This is a genomic window from Corynebacterium glucuronolyticum DSM 44120, from assembly GCF_030440595.1.
Lineage (GTDB): Bacteria > Actinomycetota > Actinomycetes > Mycobacteriales > Mycobacteriaceae > Corynebacterium > Corynebacterium glucuronolyticum.
The window spans coordinates 581,404-597,244 of sequence record NZ_CP047452.1; the positions used below are offsets into that span (position 1 = coordinate 581,404).

General features: G+C 61.2%; 14 protein-coding genes. 7 read left to right on the forward strand and 7 right to left on the reverse strand.

Annotated features, from left to right (window positions below; genetic code table 11):
* Positions 1 to 2: 2 nt before the first annotated feature.
* Positions 3 to 425 (reverse strand): hypothetical protein, encoded by a 423-nt coding sequence (locus CGLUCO_RS02755; protein ID WP_231286092.1) that lies wholly within the window; start codon positions 423 to 425, stop codon positions 3 to 5.
* Positions 426 to 476: 51 nt separating this feature from the next.
* Between CGLUCO_RS02755 and imuA' the strand changes: the two genes are divergently transcribed.
* Both imuA' and CGLUCO_RS02765 read left to right on the forward strand, forming a co-directional pair.
* On the forward strand, positions 477 to 1,127 hold the full coding sequence (gene imuA', locus CGLUCO_RS02760) for a DnaE2-dependent mutagenesis accessory factor ImuA' (protein ID WP_005394947.1): 651 nt from the start codon (positions 477 to 479) through the stop codon (positions 1,125 to 1,127).
* Between the two features lie 12 nt (positions 1,128 to 1,139).
* Positions 1,140 to 2,672, forward strand: coding sequence for a Y-family DNA polymerase (locus CGLUCO_RS02765; protein ID WP_084036699.1), 1,533 nt, complete (start codon positions 1,140 to 1,142; stop codon positions 2,670 to 2,672).
* Here CGLUCO_RS02765 and CGLUCO_RS02770 read toward each other — a convergent pair.
* Positions 2,669 to 3,271 (reverse strand): AMIN-like domain-containing (lipo)protein, encoded by a 603-nt coding sequence (locus CGLUCO_RS02770; protein WP_005390407.1) that lies wholly within the window; start codon positions 3,269 to 3,271, stop codon positions 2,669 to 2,671. The two genes, CGLUCO_RS02765 and CGLUCO_RS02770, sit on opposite strands and share 4 nt — an antisense overlap.
* 76 nt (positions 3,272 to 3,347) lie before the next feature.
* Between CGLUCO_RS02770 and CGLUCO_RS02775 the strand changes: the two genes are divergently transcribed.
* On the forward strand, positions 3,348 to 4,238 hold the full coding sequence (locus CGLUCO_RS02775; RefSeq protein ID WP_231286091.1) for a sucrase ferredoxin: 891 nt from the start codon (positions 3,348 to 3,350) through the stop codon (positions 4,236 to 4,238).
* On the opposite strand, the gene CGLUCO_RS02780 is transcribed toward CGLUCO_RS02775, so the two are convergent.
* The 4 genes from CGLUCO_RS02780 to CGLUCO_RS02795 are packed head-to-tail and all read right to left on the reverse strand — an operon-like array spanning position 4,164 to position 7,403.
* Complete coding sequence (locus CGLUCO_RS02780; RefSeq protein WP_005390405.1) at positions 4,164 to 4,757, reverse strand: HAD family hydrolase; 594 nt, start codon at positions 4,755 to 4,757, stop codon at positions 4,164 to 4,166. The genes CGLUCO_RS02775 and CGLUCO_RS02780 overlap by 75 nt on opposite strands.
* The gene (locus CGLUCO_RS02785) at positions 4,754 to 5,431 is read right to left on the reverse strand and encodes a methionine ABC transporter permease (protein ID WP_005390403.1); all 678 of its coding nucleotides are present in this window, start codon (positions 5,429 to 5,431) and stop codon (positions 4,754 to 4,756) included. The genes CGLUCO_RS02780 and CGLUCO_RS02785 overlap by 4 nt, the downstream gene beginning before the upstream one ends.
* Before the next feature lie 2 nt (positions 5,432 to 5,433).
* Positions 5,434 to 6,471, reverse strand: a complete 1,038-nt coding sequence (locus tag CGLUCO_RS02790; RefSeq protein ID WP_084036646.1) for a methionine ABC transporter ATP-binding protein — start codon at positions 6,469 to 6,471, stop codon at positions 5,434 to 5,436.
* 56 nt (positions 6,472 to 6,527) lie between these two features.
* Entirely contained in the window at positions 6,528 to 7,403 is an 876-nt protein-coding gene (locus tag CGLUCO_RS02795; protein ID WP_260322374.1) for a MetQ/NlpA family ABC transporter substrate-binding protein, read from the reverse strand.
* A gap of 170 nt (positions 7,404 to 7,573) precedes the next feature.
* Here CGLUCO_RS02795 and CGLUCO_RS02800 point away from each other — a divergent pair, with 170 nt between their 5' ends.
* Positions 7,574 to 10,711, forward strand: coding sequence for an error-prone DNA polymerase (locus CGLUCO_RS02800; protein ID WP_084036650.1), 3,138 nt, complete (start codon positions 7,574 to 7,576; stop codon positions 10,709 to 10,711).
* Here CGLUCO_RS02800 and CGLUCO_RS02805 read toward each other — a convergent pair.
* On the reverse strand, positions 10,704 to 11,549 hold the full coding sequence (locus CGLUCO_RS02805) for a Cof-type HAD-IIB family hydrolase (RefSeq protein WP_159447599.1): 846 nt from the start codon (positions 11,547 to 11,549) through the stop codon (positions 10,704 to 10,706). The genes CGLUCO_RS02800 and CGLUCO_RS02805 overlap by 8 nt on opposite strands.
* Before the next feature lie 159 nt (positions 11,550 to 11,708).
* On the opposite strand from CGLUCO_RS02805, the gene CGLUCO_RS02810 reads away from it, so the two are divergent.
* Genes CGLUCO_RS02810 through CGLUCO_RS02820 form a run of 3 tightly spaced genes read left to right on the forward strand, consistent with a single transcriptional unit; the run spans position 11,709 to position 15,839 of the window.
* Positions 11,709 to 13,568, forward strand: coding sequence for a beta-glucoside-specific PTS transporter subunit IIABC (locus tag CGLUCO_RS02810; protein WP_084036654.1), 1,860 nt, complete (start codon positions 11,709 to 11,711; stop codon positions 13,566 to 13,568).
* An 18-nt stretch (positions 13,569 to 13,586) separates the two neighbouring features.
* Positions 13,587 to 14,993 carry a family 1 glycosylhydrolase gene (locus CGLUCO_RS02815; RefSeq protein WP_084036656.1) on the forward strand — a complete coding sequence of 469 codons (1,407 nt, stop codon included), beginning with the start codon at positions 13,587 to 13,589 and terminating at the stop codon, positions 14,991 to 14,993.
* 27 nt (positions 14,994 to 15,020) lie between these two features.
* Positions 15,021 to 15,839, forward strand: coding sequence for a PRD domain-containing protein (locus tag CGLUCO_RS02820; RefSeq protein WP_084036658.1), 819 nt, complete (start codon positions 15,021 to 15,023; stop codon positions 15,837 to 15,839).
* Positions 15,840 to 15,841 lie beyond the last annotated feature (2 nt).

Genomic DNA, 15,841 nt, shown 5'->3' on the forward strand with positions numbered 1-15,841 from the left:
TTCTAGTCTAAGAACGCCGCCAACCGCGTGCCATCGATGTGCGGGAAAGTGATCCATACGCCCGCCATACCGGCCACAAACATAAGCCCGGTGAGGACCGGGTGCGCGGGGGCCATGAGGGGGCTGAGCATGATGAGAAACCACAGGGGGAACAGTGGGAGGAGGAACTGGATCTTGCTGCGGCCGGTGGCGGCGAAGCCGCCGTGCGCCTCGTAGTACGCGCGCAGTTCCCGCCGGTAGGGGTGGGTAAAAGTGAGCATGACAGCGGCGATGATGGCAAGGAGCGCAACGGGTGCGGAGATGGCAAACGGCAGGCGCGTCGTCATGACAGCGGTGGCGATGCCGGCCAGGGCGCTGGCGCCGATGCGGACGATGGCAGGGGTGTCGATCGGGGTGTGGTAGGAGCGCATTGTGCCGTAATACATGCTCACCATGGTACTTGACGGGGTGGTTTGGGCGGGACTAGATTGGGGGTCATGGTTGGAACGAGCGTTCGAAATGAGGAGGTGTTCGAAAATGGGCGCCTGGCGCAGATCGCGGAGCTGCGCGCGCGGATGGAGGCGATGGGCGCCACCGCCCCTGGTCATGCGGTTATTGAATTGCTTGCCGGCGTTCCGGGGCTTCCTCGTCGCGCCGTCACCAGTATGAACGAATGCCCCGCCCTTGCGGTTGAGCTTATCGCACAAGCGTCCGGTTCCGGTTTGTTCGTGGCGGTGGTGGGGTGGCCGGAGCTCGTCCTCACCTCGGCGCTGGAGGGGCGCGGCGCTGCTGACAATGTCCTCATTATTCCCGATCCGGGCCCCGATCCGCTGCATGTGGTGGGGCTCCTTGCCGAGCACATGGACCTTGTCATGTACCACACGGCGGCGGTGACGGTATCGCCCACGCGTGCCCGCCCCCTCATGGCGAAGGTGCGCGAGGGAACGGCGGCGCTTGTCACCGTCGGCACGCGGCTGCCGTCGCCGGCGCTGACTTTGGCTGGGCGGGTCGTTGGCTTCCGTGGTATCGGGCGGGGCAGTGGGCGGATCACGAGCGTGGTGCTGGATGTGCGCGCGGAGACGAAGACGCGCCGGGATAGGGCAACCACGCTGTACCTCGGTGAACAGCCGACGCTGCGGGCGGTATAGCGCGTGCGCGTCATGGCGCTGTGGTTTCCGGATTGGCCGATTCATGCGGCGGAGCTGGACGGGGACCCGGCGGTAATCACAAAAAACGGCGCGGTGTGGGTGGCCAACGGCGCGGCCCGTGCCCGTGGCATCCGGCGGGGCATGCGGTTGCGGCATGCGCAGGCGCTGGACCCTGGTTTGCGCAGTGTGGCGCACGACCCGGATCGCGATGCCCGCTACTTCGAGTCCATCGCCTGCGGGCTTGACGATGTCGTCTCCACCATCGAGGTCATCCGCCCTGGCCTCCTCGTCGTGGATATGCGTGCGGCGGCGAAATTCTATGGTGGGGAGGACACCGCCGCCGAAAAGATCCTAGATGCCGCGGCCCGCAGCGGTGTTGACTGCCTGGTCGGCATTGCCGACGAAGTCACCACCGCGTTCCTCGCCGCCCGCGCGGGTGCCATCGTGCCCCCCGGAGGCTCAGCGCAGTTCCTCTCCTCCCAGCCCCTGGGGCAGCTGGTGGCGGAGGAGGCGCTGCACTGCGACGCGGAGGTGGTACAGAAGTTTGCCGATCTCGGCGTGCACACCCTCGGCGAGCTCGCCGCCCTCCCCTCCACGGCCGTGACCACACGGTTCGGCACCGCGGGGGAGCGCTGTCACGCCATCGCCCGCGCCGCCCCCGGCAAGAAGGTCTCCTCCGCCATCGACGCACCCGACCTCAGCGTGACGATGGTCCCGGACGAGCCCATCACGCGTGTCGACGCCGCAGCCTTCGCCGCCCGCCACCTCGCCGCCCGCCTCCACACTGCCCTTTCTGCCGCCGGCCTCACGTGCGCCCGCCTCCTCGTCACCGCCGTGTTCGGTGGCGGGAAGGAGGTGCAGCGTGCATGGCGCACCCGCGAGGACCTGACGGAAGAGGCCACCGCCGACCGTGTGCGCTGGCAACTCGACGGCTGGCTCACCTCCCGCGGGCCGGCAGACGCCGTCGACGGCGAGGGGATCGTCGAGTTCGCGCTCACCCCGCTCGAGTGTCATGTCCCCGAATCCACCGGCTTGTGGTCCACGGGGAGTGCCCAGCAGAAGAAGGCACGCCAGGTGGCGATGCGACTACAGTCCACGCTGGGCACGGATCGCGTTCTCACCCCCGTCGAATCCGGCGGTCGTGGTCCCACGGAGCGCGTGCGCCTCGTGCCGTTTGGGGAGGATGCCTTGCCCCCGCGGCCGGTGGAGGGGCCGTGGGCGGGGCGGATCCCCGCGCCCTACCCGGCCAGCCATCACCCGGCCTCGCGGGTACAGATCGTCACCAGTGAGGGTGCCCTCGTCGCCCTCGATGCCGAGGCGCAGCTGACCGGCGAGCCGTTCGCACTGGCCTGGGGAAAGAGACGGTTCGTTGTGACTGCCTGGGCGGGACCGTGGGCGGTGGATGGACGCTGGTGGGCGTCGACAAGCCCGGGGCAGCATGCGCGGATGCAAGTGGTGGGTCGGCAGGTGCACACGGACGATGAATATGCGTGGCTCGTGCTGTGGCGCGAGGGGCGGTGGAGTGTCGAGGCGGAGTACGGCTAGTCGGTGATGATGTCGATGGCGAGGCGCGTGGGGTTGTCCAGAACCTTCACAGCGAACGGTTTTTTCGGACCGTTGATGCCGATGATGTACTGGCTGCGCCCCTCAAATGTGCCGCCGTCGGCAACATCCTTCACCACCGGCAGGTCGGGGGTTGTGGCGAGCGACTCGGGCTGAGCGCCCACCTCGAATGGGTACGTTGTGCCGTCGATGGCTACCTCCAAGTAGGAGTCGCCTGCGGGGACGAGCGGGTAACCGCTGGCCTGCTGTGTAGGCGCATCGGTGTAGGAGACGAAGTAGCCGGGGGTTCCCGTGCCGGAAAAGTCGACGACAACCCGGTCGAAGCCCTGATGGTGCCCGACGCGTATGTCCGTCGCCACGAGATCCCACTCGCCGTCCGCGCGCTGCGACTTTTCATCCATGTCTGCCTCGCCGATGGGAGAGGCATCCGTGATGGCACTCTTGGTGTCCACAGTGGATTGCTTCGTTTCCACCGAAGTGACAGTGGTGGTTGACGTGACCTCTTCAGCGGGTTCCTGGGAACAGCCAGCAAGAACGAGGGCGGAGGCGATACAGGCGGTGGCGACGGCACGATGTCTCATACGTCCCACCGTAGCGGGCGTGGGTGAGGCCATGCCATGGATGTGACCAAATTGTTGTAAAAGTACAATGCAGGTCATGACAATAAGGTGCTCAGATGTGGCCGTGGAGTCCCTACCGGGAACCGCGAAGACGGGCCGCGGGCTCGTGCTGTTCGAGCGGCTCAGCGGCTGGGGGCACGATGTCCTAGATGGAACGGCGCTGGGGGAGAAGACAGCGGGGGCGTTGAAGCGGCATGTGGAGGCGGTGGGCTATGGCTTCCAGTTCATCCGCAAGCCGGAGATCCACGCGTACCTGTACGGTGCGCCGTCGGTGTACGTGGTGCGGTTCGACCCGGCACCGCGGATTGAGCGCCTGGCGGTGACCCGTGCGGAGGACATCCTGGACATCGATCTGGCGCGGCCACAGGGCACGCCGGTGGAGGGGCCGATGGGGCTTATTTGCACCCATGGCAAGCGGGATATGTGTTGTGCGATTAAGGGGCGGCCGCTGGCGAAGGCGCTGGATGATCGGTTCGGTGGTGAGGTCATCTGGGAGACGTCGCATAACAAGGGGCACCGTTTTGCGCCCGTGTTTCAGCTGTTGCCGTGGGGGTATTCCTATGGTCGCCTGAATGCGTCGGCGGCGGCTGCGGCGTTGTCTAGCCCGACGCTTTTCGTTCCGCAGCTTCGTGGTCGTTCCATTTACGGTTCTGCGGCCCAGGTGGCTGAGGTTGCCGTCGCCGCGCGGTTTTCTGTTGCTCCCGGTGAGTTGGAGCTTGTCGACGCCCGTGGGGACCATGTGTGGTTCCGTGGGCGTTCCGGGAGCTACCTCGTTCACCTGGAAAAGGTTCACCGGGAGGGGGTCGTCGCCTCGTGCGGGAAGCCGGGGAAGGCCGCCGAGCAGTGGGTGGCGCTACGGGATAGCGTCGAACTTCTTCATGGCAGCGCGGACGGAGGCGACGGGGTCGGCGCGGTCCACGAGGGCTGACATGAGGCCGACTTCGCGGGCGGCGGTGACGTTCGCCTGCGTGTCATCGAAGAAGAGCGTGTCCTCCGCGTCTGCGCCGAGGTCCGCCAGTGCGTGGGCGTAGGCGCGCGGGTCGGGCTTATTCACGCCGATGCGGCAGGAAAACGTGAGGGAGTCCAGGTGGGTAAACCACGGGTGGACGGTGAGGAGATTATCCGCAAGGACGTAGGGGAGGTTGCTGAGCACGCCGATGCGGAAGCCTGCCTCCTTGAGGGTGGAGAGGAAGTCGACCATGGCGGGGTAGGCGTGGCTCAGTGTTTCTGCCTCGATGCGCAGCGCGGTGTCGAGGTCGATGCTGGGGTCGAGGGCGCGCCACCAATCGGCGTCGGAAATTGCGCCGGCATCGTAGGGTGGGCGGGTGCGCTCGTAGGTCTCCCAGAAACCGTCCGTAACCCCCAGCTGGTCGGCCACGCGGGCGCGATCGGCGGGGGTGCGGTGCTGAATGACGACACCGTAGAGGTCAAACAGCAGTGCGGTCATCGACGCATCACCTTCTTGGATAGCCAGTTACCAAACAACTGGGCGATTTGCACGATGATAATGATGATGAACGTGGCCACGTAGGTAACTTCCAGGTCGAAGGCCCGGTAGCCGTAGACGATGGCGAAGTCGCCGAGCCCGCCGCCGCCGATGTAGCCCGCCATGGCGGACATATCGACAATCGCGATGAAGATGAACGTGAAGCCGAGGATGAGTGGTCCGAGTGCCTCGGGGAGGATAACGGTGCGGACGATCGTCCAGGGGCCAGCCCCCATGGAGCGGGCGGCCTCGATGACACCGGGGTCGATGGCGACGAGGTTTTGCTCGACGATGCGGGCGACGGCGAAGGTGGCCGCCACGCTCATGACGAAGATTGCCGGTGTCGTGCCGATGGTGGAGCCGACCACCGCCTTCGTCACAGGTGCCAGGAAACTGACGAGGATGATGAAGGGGATCGGGCGGATGAAGTTCACCAGGAAGTTGAGGATGAAGTACGCCGGCTTAGACTGCATGATGCCACCCTTGCGGGTGGTGTATAGCAGCGTGCCGATGGCGAGGCCGGCAATGCCGCCGATGATGATCGTGGTGATCACCATGAACAGGGTTTGTTGGATGGATTCGAGGAAGGTGTCGCCGAGGCGGTTCCAGTCGGCTGCTAGATACGTAGTGGTCATGGTTAGAGTTCTCCTCGGATCTCAGTAATCTGGGTGGTGCGCTCGAGGCGGTGGGCGAAGGCCGCGATGGCGTCTTCGGGGCCCGTCAGGCGCACGGTGATCTTGCCAAACGAGTGGGTTTTGAGCGTGGTCACGCCGCCGTGGACGATGCTGATGCCCACGCCTGCTGCGCGGGCATCGCCGACGGCATCGAAGAAGCCCGAGTGTTCGGTGAGTTCGATGGTGAAGAGGCGGCCGTCGTCGGCGAGGAGGGATTCGGATTCCACCTGGTCGGGCTCGTTGCGCAGCGTCGTCTGCACGAAGCGGCGGGCGACGGCGGTCTGGGGGTCGGAAAAGACGTGGTAGACATCGTTGTATTCGACCACGCGCCCGGCCTCCATGACGGCGACCTTGTCGGCGATGGCGCGGACGACCCCCATCTCGTGGGTGATGACGACGATGGTGATGCCCAGCTCGCGGTTCACCCGGCGCAGCAGGTTCAGTACGTCGAGGGTGGTTTCGGGGTCGAGAGCGGAGGTCGCTTCGTCGGCAAGCAGGAGGGAGGGGTTGGTGGCGAGGGCGCGGGCGATGCCAACGCGCTGCTTCTGGCCGCCGGACAGCTGCTCGGGGTAGTTGCCACCCTTGTCGGAGAGGCCAACGAACTCGAGCAGTTCCGCCACGCGGCGCTTCCGTTCCTCCTTGGGCACGCCCGCGAGTTTGAGGGGATACTCGATGTTCGCGGCCGCCGAGCGGGAGTTAAACAGGTTGAACTGCTGGAAGATCATGCCGATGGAGCTGCGTAGGGTGCGCAGCTTGCGCTCGGGCAGGGGGACGATGTCCGTGCCGTCGAGAAGTACTTCACCGGAGGTCGGCGTATCGAGTCCGTTGATCATGCGGACGAGGGTGGACTTGCCGGCACCTGAGTAGCCGATAACGCCCAAGACCTCGCCGGGTTCGACGGTGAGATTGACGTTATCGAGCGCCTTCGTGTCCTTTCCTCCGTTGGAAAAGATCTTGCTGACGTTGCGGAACTCAACGCGAGTTCCCTCTGTGTGGGTCACATGTTCTCCCAAGGTAAAAACCGCCCCGAGGGGCGGTTTGTGTGTGCAAAAGTTACTTACTTGCTGGCCTTTTGCGCCTCTTCGAGGCGGTCAAGGATGGCCTGAAGCTCATCGGCGGAGCGCTCAACCGGAACGGAGGTGCCGTTGGAGTCATCGGCAACAGCTGCGGTGACCTCCGGGTCGTGCCAGATCTTGACCAGCTTCTGGATGGTCGGATCGTCCTTGTCCTCAGCCTTGGTCACGAACGCGTTGATGTACGGCTCGGCCTCGGTGGAGTTCGGGTCATCCTGGAAGACCGAGGTGGTCGGGTCGATGCCCGCGCGGTCGAGGAAGGAGTTGTTGATCACAGCGGGCTTGCCCTCGCCGTAAGCGGCGGTGGTCTGTGCAGCGTCAACCGGCTGGACCTTGACCTTGGAGGCATCCTGGTCGATATCCGCAGGTGTCGGGGTAATGAGTCCCTCGGTCTTCAGCTTGACCAGGCCGGCCTGGACGAGGACGTTAATCGCGCGACCCTGGTTGGAGGGGTCGTTCGGGATGGCGATCCCCTGGCCCTCAATGCCATCGAGGGAGGTGTGGTCCTTCCAGAAAATGGCTAGCGGAACAATCTCGGTAGCGCCCACGGGGGTGAGGTTGTCGCCGGCACCCACGTTGTACTCGGCCAGGAACTTGAGGTGCTGGAAGAGGTTAACGTCGAGCTGATCCTCGCTGAGGGCGGTGTTCGGGGTGGAGTAATCGCCAAAGTTCTGGATGTCGAGCTTGATGCCCTCTTCCTTGGCTTTCTCCTCGAATACCTTCCACGCCTTCTTGGAGGCATCGGTGGTGCCGATGCGGATCGTCGTGGTATCTGCGGAGGTCTCCTCGTTGCTGCAGGCGGTAAGGCCGGTGGTGGCGATAACAGCAGCCGCAGCCAGGGCGGTCAGTTTCTTCAACATGATTAATTTCTCCTTTACTGGTGTTGTTGGAACGTAACGGTAGCAGTCCAAATAAAAATGTACAACTCGGTCTAGAAAAAATTTTATAAAACCTGCAAAACCCTGCATCTATCCAGGTAGGGAAATAAACAGCTTGGTTCAAATTGCGGGGAAAGAACAGGTGTGCGAAAATGGTACACATGTTCGGTGGGATAAATGCTTCGGTGTTGAGTTGGAAGATGCTTGAGGCCGTCATGAGTGGCCGCGATGTGCCCGACCTTGTACCCGCACCGGATACGCACCGGCATTCCGCGCACGTCCACCCTGCTGCCACTGCCTTCGCGGAGCTTCATTGTACAAGCTCGTACTCTTTCCTCGGTGGGGCGAGCGACCCGGAGGAGCTCGTCGAACGCGCCGTTCAGCTGGGGCTTACGGGCCTCGCCCTGACAGACCGCGACGGTTTCTACGGCGCGGTGGCGTTTGCCGAGGCAGCGCGTGACACCGGCCTGGAAACAGTATTCGGTGCGGAGCTGTCGCTGGAACCGGATCGCGCCCTGACCGTTTTGGCGATTGGCTACGAGGGCTACGTCACGCTGTCCCACCTCATCACCGATGCCCACATGGCCAGCGGGGAGAAAGACGTGCTGTACTACCCGCCTCTTGAGACGATCGCCGCCGCCGGTGGCCTCCATGTCCTCGTCGATCACGCCTGGCTGCCCGAACTCGACCGCATTGTCGACTGCTTCGGCGCTCAGAACGTGAGTCTCGAGTACCAGGTCCGCGGGCTTCCCGAGGATGCCGACCAGTTTGCCGACCTAGACCGCGCCGACCCGCGGCTGAGCCGCATCCTCTCGGGTGCGCCACGCGCCGCCACCATTGACGCCGGCCACCTCGCCGCCGCCAAAGCGGCCCTCGCACGCCGAGAATCGCTCAGTCAGGCGGAACCCCACCTCCATCCGTTGGGCGCAATGTGGTTGCGTGGTGCCGATCGCCTGCTGCGCGCCGCCCCCGGCAGGGAGCGGCTTGTGAAGGAGACCGTGCGCGTCGCCCACCGCTGCGCGTTTGCCTTCGACCTCGTCTCCCCGAACCTCCCCCTGTGGGACGTGCCGGAGCCCTACGGAAACGAGATGGACTACCTACGGGGGATCGTCGACAAGCGGACACCTGTGCGGTACCACAGCCGACCGGAAAGCATCAAGAAGAAGGCGCGGGAGCAAATCGAGCGGGAGCTTGCCGTCATCGAGGAGCTGGATTTTCCCGGATACTTCCTCATCGTCAATGACATCGTCGACTTCTGCCACCATGAAAACATCTACTGCCAGGGGCGCGGATCGGCGGCCAACTCCGCCGTGTGCTTCGCGCTGGGCATCACCGCCGTTGAACCCATCCACGCGAAGCTCCTGTTCGAACGGTTCCTATCGCCCGACCGCGACGGCCCACCCGACATTGACCTCGACATCGAGGCCGGCCGCCGCGAGGAAGTCATCCAATACGTCTACCAAAAATACGGCCGCGACAACGCCGCCCAGGTGGCCAACGTCATCACCTACCGCACGAAAGGTGCCGTCCGCGACGCCGGCCGCGCCCTCGGCTACCCCCAGGGCACCATCGATGCCTGGTCACGTGGCGTGGAGGAGCCACCGGAACCTGTTGTCGCGCTCGCCGCGCAGTTCAAGGGCCAGCCCCGGCACCTTGGCATCCACTCCGGTGGCATGGTCATCTGCGACCGCCCCATCGCTGACGTTGTCCCCACCGAGTGGGCACGCATGGAAAACCGCAGCGTCATCCAGTGGGACAAGGACGCCGCCGCCTACGGTGGCCTGGTCAAATTCGACCTCCTCGGCCTCGGCATGCTCGGCGCACTGCACCACATGGTGGACCAGGTGAAAACCCACCGTGGCACCGACGTCCACCTGTGGGAAATCCCCCTCGACGACCCACACATCTACGAGATGCTGCAGCGCGCCGACACCGTCGGTGTCTTCCAAGTAGAATCCCGCGCCCAAATGTCGACCCTGCCCCGCCTTAAACCCCGCCGCTTTTTCGACATCGTGGTGGAGGTCGCCCTCGTCCGCCCCGGCCCCATCCAGGGTGGCTCCGTCCACCCCTACATCCGCCGCCGCAACGGCCAGGAGCCCGTCACCTACGACCACCCGTGCCTGGAAAACGCCCTGGGAAAAACGCTTGGCATTCCGCTCTTCCAGGAACAACTCATGCAGATGGCCAAGGATGCCGCAGGTTTCACAGGGGCTGAGGCCGACGAGCTGCGCCGCGCGATGGGCTCCAAGCGCTCGCCGGAACGAATGGCCAAGCTGAAGGAGCGGTTCTTCGACGGGCTGGCCGCCACGCACGGGATCACCGGCGACGTTGCGCAGAAGCTATGGATGAAGATGGTCGCCTTCGCGGCCTACGGCTTCCCCGAGTCGCACTCGCAATCGTTTGCCGGCCTCGTCTACTTTTCCGCTTGGTTCAAGTACTACTACCCGGCGGAATTCACCGTTGGCCTGTTGCGCGCCCAGCCGATGGGCTTCTACTCCCCGCAGTCTTTGATCGCCGACGCGCGCCGCCACGGCATCACCATCCTGCCCATCGACGTGCAGGTTTCCGGTGAAGAGGCGGACACTGCCGACGGTGGGCGCGCGATCCGCCTGGGGCTCAACCTCGTCCGTGGCCTGGGGGAGGAGGCCGCCACGCGGGTGGAGGCCGCCCGCCCGTTCACCTCCATTCCAGATCTCGCGCGCCGGGCCGATCTCACGGTGTCGCAGGTGGAGGCGCTTGCCCGCGCGGGGGCCCTCGACTCGTTCGGGGTGGACCGCAGGCAGGCCCTGTGGCAGGCAGGGGTTGCAGCGACGGAGAAGCCCGGCATGCTCCCGGGGCTGAGTGCGGTGTCGGCGCCGGCGCTGCCCGGCATGTCCGCGTTTGAGCTGCTTGCCGCAGATGTCGCCGCCACCGGGGTAACTCCCCACGCACAGCCGATGGCGTTCCTGCGCGCCCAGCTTTCCGCCCACGGCATCGTCCCCGCGTCCCAGCTTTTATCGCTTGTCGACGCCACCCGCATCACCGTCGCCGGCATCGTCACCCACCGCCAACGCCCCGCCACCGCCGGTGGGGTCACCTTCCTTGGGGTGGAGGACGAGACGGGGCTCATGAACGTGGTGGTATCCGTCGGCCTGTGGAAGCGCTACAAGAAGGTGGCGCTCACCGCCAAGGCCCTGCTCATCCGTGGCATCATCCGCAACGCCAACGGTGCCGCCACCCTCGAGGCCGACAAGCTGGAGCCCCTGGCCATCGGCGAGTTCCTGTCCCGGGGCTCGCGGGACTTTAGATGAGCCCTACCTGGGAGAATCCGGCTGCGAGCCCGTCAGCGGTGACATCGTCGGTGAAATACGATGCTTGGGTTTTTACCTCATCAGTTGCGTTGCCCATGGCGACGGACACATCGCAGGCTTCAAACATGGGTAGGTCAGGCACAGCATCTCCAAATGCAACGGTGGTGGGGGCGGGCTCGTTCGTGTCCGCGAGGTACCCAAGTAGCGTATGGATGGCGTGGGCTTTGGTGATTCCTGCGGGCCGCACATCGCCAAACAGTTTCTTGCCCTCATGCCCGCCCCACGTGCCGTGGTAGAGGTCTGGGAAGTTAGCCTGCAAAGAAGCGAAGAATCCGTCCCCATCCGGCGGAAGCACGTAGGAGATCTTGTTTACGCCGTTGCGGGTGTCATCCTGGCCCAGGATGAGACCCGTGAAAACGTCCGTCACTTGGAAGTCTTCTGTGATTTTCGCGCGATCTGCTGGTGGCAAGTAGGCCAGTACAGCATCGCGAGCTTTGTGCTCGAATCGGTCCGAGGAAAATAATCCAGAATTGCACTCTAAGTAGTAGGCAACCTCATTCGCGATGAAGTGCTCTCGAAGAAGCGCCACGGTATCGGTGGGGATATTTTCGTGGTAGATAACCTTGCCCTGGTACTCCACGTAGCCACCGTTGGCACCGATCATTCCATCGATTCCGATATCCCAAATGCGCCCGGAAATTTCAGCCTTTGAGCGGCCAGTATTGACTAGGACCTGGTGCCCGTTTTCGCGTGCGAGATGTATTGCTTCCACTGCTGAACTGGGAATTTCATTTGCATACGTGACCAGGGTGCCATCGATGTCGAGAAACACAATCATAAAGCCAAGAATAGAGAGAAATTTGCAAATCTGCGGCAATGGATTTATACTGATGGCAAATCGGCTTGTAACTAAGAAGATTAGGCAAGACCTAAGCAACATCACGATGCGTGATGGGGCTTAGGTCTTTTTTCATTTTTAGGGAAAGGATGAATCCACATGGCAACAAAAGTGGATTTCCGGCCACTAGCCAAAGACGTGGTCGCGGCCCTTGGTGGCCCAGAAAACATCGCCTCTTTTACGCACTGCGCCACGCGACTGCGCTTTGTGGTCAACGATAAGACCCGTGCTGATCTAGATCTTGCCAAGAAAATCCCCGGTGTCATTACCGCTATCAACTCGGGTGGCCAACACCAGATCGTCATTGGGAATGATGTACCGCAGGCATACGAAGCGGTTGCTGAACTGAATGGGATGGGAGGGAAATCCGTACGCGCCGGTGTCGTCGAAGATACTGATACGAGAAAAGGTGGAGAAAAGAAGAGCCTGTTGGATCGTTTCATCGATCTCGTTTCGGCACTCATTACCCCTCTGATTTGGCCTTTGGCTGGCATTGCGCTGGGCAAGGCCGCACTGGCCCTGGCAGTGACGCTCGGGTGGAACGCGGAAAACACCACGTATCAAATCTTTTCCGCCATCTTTGATTCGCTCTTTTACTTTCTGCCGGTATTCCTGGCCGTCACCGCCGCTAGGAAATTTAGGTGTAATGAGTTCGTCGCGATGGCTAGCGCTGCAGCCTTGGTTCATCCCACCATCGTGGGGTTGGTTGACGTAGATTCGGTTACGTTCTTTGGGATTCCCGTGGCGATGATGTCGTACGCCTCGTCAGTAATCCCGATTATCTTCACTATCTGGCTTCAGAGTTACCTTGAGCGCTGGCTGACTAAGGTCTTGCCCTCGTCCATTCGTAGCTTCGTGACACCATTGGTGACAGTCACGATCATGGTGCCTCTCACGCTACTCACCGTGGGACCTGCAACGGTGACCCTTGCCAATTGGATTTCTGCTGGCGTCGGTTTTGTTTTTGACCACGTTCCGTGGGTAGCCGGGGCCATCCTCGGTGCCTTGTGGCAAGTGTTTGTCATCTTCGGCCTGCACTGGGGTTTCGTCCCGATCATGCTCAATGATCTTGCTAATCAAGGATTCACCTTCTTCACGGCACCACTGATGGCGGCTGTGTTTGGCCAGTCTGGTGCTGTTCTGGCTGTCGCCCTGCGTACGCGTAATGCCCAGCGCAAGAAGGTCGCTGGACCAGCGGCTCTGTCCGCTTTTCTCGCCGGTGTGACAGAACCTGCAGTCTATGGAATCAACCTGCCACTGCGGCTACCGTTCTACATCGGTGTTGGAGCGGGTGCCGTTGGCGGTGCAATCATCGGTGCCGGGCGTAACGCTTTTGATGCGTTCGTTTTCCCGTCGTTGCTGGCGTTCCCAGCGGGACTCAATCACGGTAGCTTCTTAGCGCTGGTCATTGGTTCCGTGGTCGCGGCGGTGTTGGCATTCATCGGTACATTTGTGCTACTACCACGCCTTGAGCGTCAAGAAGAGACACCGGAATCTACCAAGACTACGGAAATTGTTTCTCCCTGTGGTGGGAAGTTGGTTTCGCTTTCCTCCGTCGAGGATCCCATCATCTCATCGGGAGCGCTCGGCAAGGGCGTGGGAATTGACCCGGTCAGCGGGGAAATTCTGGCACCAGTTACCGGCACCGTTATCTCGGTGGCAAAGAGCAAGCACGCCTACGGCCTGAAAACCGATGATGGCGTTGAGGTTCTGGTTCATGTGGGTATCGACACCGTGAAAATGAACGGCGAAGGCTTCGCTGCGAAGGTGGAGCGTGGACAATCGGTGAAGAAAGGACAAGTGCTCGGGCACGCTGATCTGGATGCGATAAAAGCTGCCGACTACGCCGCAACAACCTTCGTGTTGATCACAAACGCTAAGAAGCTCAGCTCGGTTGAGCCTATTGATGGTATCTCTGAAGTGAAAGCACAAGACCGCGTCATCGCGGTGCAAGTTTAGAAAAGGAAAGGTAAAAAGATGTTTCCAGAAAAGTTCTTGTGGGGAACCGCAACCGCCGCATGCCAGATCGAGGGCGCATACAACGAGGGCGGAAAAGGCCTGTCCATCCAAGATGTCATGCCACACGGTCTAAAGACCCCTCCCACAGTGGGACCGACCGAGGATAACCTCACGCTCAAGGGTATCGGTTTTTACAACCGGTATCCGGAGGATATTGCTCTCTTCGCGGAGATGGGTATGAAGGTGCTGCGCATTTCTATCGCGTGGTCGCGTATTTTCCCGCGTGGCGATGAGGAACAGCCCAATGAAGAGGGGTTGGCTTTTTATGATCGCGTCTTTGACGAGATGGAAAAGCATGGCATTCAACCGATGGTGACCCTTTCTCATTACGAGACACCACTGGCTCTTGCTCGCGAATATGGCGGTTGGCGCAACCGTAAGCTGATCGGATTTTTCGAGCGTTTCGCGCGCACTGTCTTTGAGCGTTACCAGGGACGCGTGAGGTATTGGCTGACTTTCAACGAGGTAAACGCCATTCTTCATAACCCATTCATGGCAGGTGGTATCGAGGTTCCACGGGCAGAGCTCTCTGAGCAAGACCTCTATCAAGCGATTCACCATGAGCTCGTTGCTTCTGCAGCCGTGACAAAGATTGCACATGAGGTGGATTCCGAAAACCAGGTTGGGTGCATGATCATCGCGTGCCCGCGGTACCCGCTGACACCTGATCCGAAGGATGTCCGCAAGGCACAGCATGAAACACAGATTGACTTGGCTTTTGGTGATATTCACGTGTTCGGTGAGTATCCCCACACCCTGAAGCGGTACTTCCGCGATAACGATGTGCATCTCGATGTCACGGATGCTGACCGGGAGGTCCTCGCCAACACGGTCGATTTCGTGTCGTTCTCCTACTACAACTCCGCTTGTGAGACCACGGATCCTGAGAAGGATGTTTCCGGTGAAGGCAATATCATGGGTGGGGTGCCGAACCCGACGTTGAAGGCCTCGGAGTGGGGGTGGCAGATCGATCCCGAGGGACTTCGAATCGCGTTGAATACGTTCTACGACCGTTGGCACAAACCGCTGTTTATTGTCGAGAACGGTCTCGGTGCAGTGGATGAGCTTGTCGACGGTGGTCCGGATGGCAAGACCGTCATAGACGACTACCGCATCGCCTACATGCGCGATCACCTGCTGGCTGTAGAAGAAGCAGTAGCCGACGAGATTCCGGTCCTCGGTTACACGTCTTGGGGTGGCATTGACCTGGTGAGCATGTCCAGTAAGCAGATGTCTAAGCGTTACGGTTTCATTTACGTTGACCGTAACGATGACGGTACTGGCGATCTTGCCCGCTACCGCAAGAAGTCCTTCAACTGGTATAAGGAAGTCATCGCTTCCAACGGTGCTTCGCTTTCCCGCTAATTTCTTCCCACTTAGGCTTTGGAACTCATGAAGATTCTGCGCATTTTGAACAATAATGTGGTGCTCGCCCAGCAGGCTGGGGAGCCCGTCATCCTCACTGGCCTGGGCATCGGGTTTAATAAGCGTGTTGGCGATTCGATCACCGCCGCTGATGCAAATGAGGTGTTCGTGCCAGAGACGAATCGGGATACCGATCACCTAGCGGAGATGGTGGCCGCTGTACCGCTGGAGTTCCTGGAGCTTGTGAAAGAAGTTGCTCCGGAATATAAGGAAACCGCAACGGTGGTGGCGCTTGCCGATCACCTCCACATGGCGAGCGTTCGCACCGTTAAAGAAAAATCCCATCCTCTGACAGCTGAGGTGGAGAACCTTTATCCGGAGGAGTATGCGAGAGCTAAAGAAATTGTCGCTGCGGCAAATTCATGGTTGGCAGACAAAAGTGTGGAGCCACTGCCAGATTCTGAGGCAACTTCTGTTGCCTTGCACCTGGTCAACGCTGGGTTTACAGAAGGTAACCTGAGAGATACGTATCTCTTGACGGGCGCTCTTGACCAGATTTTCGACATTATCGATGCTGCTTTTCACGCCACGATTAATCGACATAGCATCAATGCTGCTCGTTTCATCACCCATATGCGGTATTTCTTTACCCGTGTTTCCAAAAGTCAGCAGATCAACGGAGAGATCTCGGCTTTACGTGATTCGTTGATGGAGGAGAGGGCAGATGCAATTCATTGTGCAGAGCATATGGCAGACGTACTCGAATTGCGTCTGGGAGACATTATTACGGTCGATGAGCGCACATACCTGGCGTTGCATGTGGCCCGGTTGGTTAAAGAAAGTTAATT